Source organism: Mesorhizobium sp. M4A.F.Ca.ET.050.02.1.1 (genome assembly GCF_003997725.1).
GTDB lineage: Bacteria > Pseudomonadota > Alphaproteobacteria > Rhizobiales > Rhizobiaceae > Mesorhizobium.
This window is the reverse complement of record NZ_RZSG01000771.1, coordinates 1-2,829: the sequence shown is the minus strand read 5'-3', so window position 1 is coordinate 2,829 and position 2,829 is coordinate 1. Positions and strand designations below refer to the sequence as shown.

General features: G+C 64.1%; 2 protein-coding genes and 1 pseudogene. 2 read left to right on the top strand and 1 reads right to left on the bottom strand.

Annotated elements, in window-relative coordinates; genetic code table 11:
* Positions 1–190: pseudogene (locus tag EOA33_RS30905) on the top strand (glutamate--tRNA ligase); the annotation flags it as partial.
* Between the two features lie 182 nt (positions 191–372).
* Complete coding sequence (gltA, locus tag EOA33_RS30900; protein WP_126054475.1) at positions 373–1,701, top strand: citrate synthase; 1,329 nt, start codon at positions 373–375, stop codon at positions 1,699–1,701.
* A gap of 47 nt (positions 1,702–1,748) precedes the next feature.
* Here the strand turns inward: gltA and EOA33_RS30895 are convergent.
* Positions 1,749–2,829, bottom strand: a 1,081-nt coding sequence (locus EOA33_RS30895; RefSeq protein WP_127407367.1) for a lipid-A-disaccharide synthase, incomplete at its 5' end; no start/stop codon positions are given.

The window sequence follows — 2,829 nt, the reverse complement described above, 5'->3', positions numbered from 1 at the left end:
CTGGACGGCCGCGGCCGCCGAGGCAGCGATCCGCGAGTTCGCCCAGGCCGGCGGCCACAAGCTCGGCGCCGTGGCGCAGCCGCTGCGGGCCGCGCTGACCGGCCGGAGCACGTCGCCCGGCGTGTTCGATGTGCTTGCCGTGCTCGGCCGCGAGGAAAGCCTGGCGCGCATCGCGGATCAAATCGATTAGGAGCGAACTGGCCCAAAAAGATTGGCATTGAAAGGTGCGTTTCGCAGTGCAACATTAGGCCTTGGCCCAATCTGGCACGCACCTCCTAAAATGCGGTGGCGAGTACGCGCATTCCGGTGATTTCGACGTGTCGTTTGCAGGATTTGCCTTGCCGGCATGAGGAAACAAAAAGGAGTTTGCTAATGAGCGAAGCTGCAACGAAACTGGAACCGAGCGCCAAACCGCACGGGTCGACCGCCAAGCTGGAGCTCGCCGGCAAGACGCACGAGTTCAAGGTGCGAAGCGGTTCCGTCGGGCCTGACGTCATCGATATCGGCTCGCTCTACAGCACCACCGGCGCCTTCACCTACGATCCCGGCTTCACCTCTACGGCCAGCTGCGAGTCGGCCATCACCTTCATCGACGGCGACGCCGGCATCCTGCTGCACCGCGGCTATCCGATCGACCAGCTCGCCGAGCATGGCGACTTCCTCGAGGTCTGCTACCTGCTGCTCTATGGCGAGTTGCCTACCAAGGCGCAGAAAGACGACTTCGACTACCGGGTGACGCGCCACACCATGGTGCATGAGCAGATGTCGCGCTTCTTCACCGGTTTCCGCCGCGATGCGCATCCAATGGCCGTCATGTGCGGCGTGGTCGGCGCGCTCTCGGCCTTCTATCATGACTCGACCGACATCTCGGATCCGTACCAGCGCATGGTCGCCTCGATGCGGCTCATCGCCAAGATGCCGACGATCGCGGCGATGGCCTACAAGTACCACATCGGCCAGCCCTTCATTTATCCGAAGAACGAGCTGAACTTCGCCGCCAACTTCCTGCACATGTGCTTTGCGGTGCCCTGCGAGGAATACAAGATCAATCCGGTGCTGGCGCGCGCCATGGAACGCATCTTCATCCTGCACGCCGACCACGAGCAGAACGCCTCCACCTCGACGGTTCGTCTCGCCGGCTCTTCGGGCGCAAACCCCTTCGCCTGCATTGCGGCCGGCATTGCCTGCCTCTGGGGCCCGGCGCATGGCGGCGCCAACGAAGCGGCGCTCAACATGCTGGGCGAGATCGGCCATGTCGACCACATCCCGGAATTCATCGCCCGCGCCAAGGACAAGAACGATCCGTTCCGGCTGATGGGCTTCGGCCACCGCGTCTACAAGAACTACGATCCGCGCGCCAAGATCATGCAGAAGACCGCGCATGAGGTGCTGGGCGAGCTCGGCATCAAGGATGATCCGCTGCTCGACATCGCCATGGAGCTGGAGAAGATCGCGCTCACCGACGCCTACTTCATCGAGAAGAAGCTTTACCCGAATGTCGACTTCTATTCCGGCATTACGCTGAAGGCGCTGGGCTTCCCCACCACCATGTTCACCGTGCTGTTCGCGGTTGCCCGCACCGTCGGCTGGATCGCGCAGTGGAAGGAAATGATCGAGGATCCGCACCAGAAGATCGGCCGGCCGCGTCAGCTCTACACCGGTGCCGCGGAACGCGACTACGTGCCGATCGCCAAGCGCTGATCGCGCGCGAGCGAACAGGTAAAAAAAGGCGCCCGCAAGGGCGCTTTTTATTTGATGTGCCGGAGAACGACTTCGGCGGCGATATCGCCGGACGGTCTGTCCGTTGCCATGCGCCGCGCGATCTCGGCGAAACCGTCCTTCTGCCAGGCGCGCATGCCGGTGTCGGAAAATAGCGTCTCCAGTTGCCTGGCGAGGTTCTCCGGCAGGACATACTGGTCGTAAAACTCCGGAACGAGCGTCCGGTCCGAGATCAGATTGGGCAGCAGCGCCGACCAGACAGAAATGAGATGCGGCATGACCAGACGCGCCACGGGATCGAGCTTGTAGCAGGACACCATCGGCACGCCCGACAGGGCCAGCTCGAGCGATACCGTCCCCGAGGCGATCAGCGCGGCATCAGCCTTGCCGAAGGCCTGCCATTTGCGTTCCGGCTCGACGACAATCTCCGGTTTGTCGTCCCAACTGGCGACCGAAGCCCTGACCAGGTCGGCCACATGCGGCACCGTCGGCAAGAGCAGACGCAGGCGATGCCCGCGCTGGCGCAGGATCGACATCGTCTTGCCGAACGGCTCGATCAGCCGGCGCACTTCGCCACGTCGGGAACCCGGCAGCACTAGCAGCGTCTTGACGCGATCCCCCGCCAGGTCCCGCGGCAGACCCTGCGCCTTGGCGGCGCCAAGCACGCCCGGATCCCGCGCCAGGCGATGCCCGACATAGGTGCCGGGCGGGCCGCCAAGGCGGGCGAGCGCCTTCACCTCGAAGGGCAGGATGCAAAGGATATGATCGACATAGGGCTTCATCGCCACCGCCCTGCCCGGCCGCCATGCCCAGACGCTCGGGCAGACATAGTGGACGATCGGGAGCGACGGGTTGGCGGCACGCACCTTCTTCGCCACGCGCAGCGAGAAATCCGGGCTGTCGATGGTGATGAGGCAGTCGGGTTTTTCGGCGGCGATCATGCTTGCCGTCTGGCCGATCCGCCTGATCAGCCGCGGCAGGTCGCGCAGGATAGCGCTGAAGCCCATCAGCGCGATCTCGCCGCCGTCGAACAGGGACTTAAGCCCGAGCGCCTGCAGATGCCGGCCGCCAATGCCGATAAGCTGAACATCGCGGCCGGGCGTCCGCTTC

What these genes read in the sequence shown, in the direction of transcription:
- gltA (WP_126054475.1), top strand. Translation starts at nt 373, where the DNA reads ATGAGCGAAGCTGCAACGAAACTGGAACCGAGCGCCAAACCGCACGGG.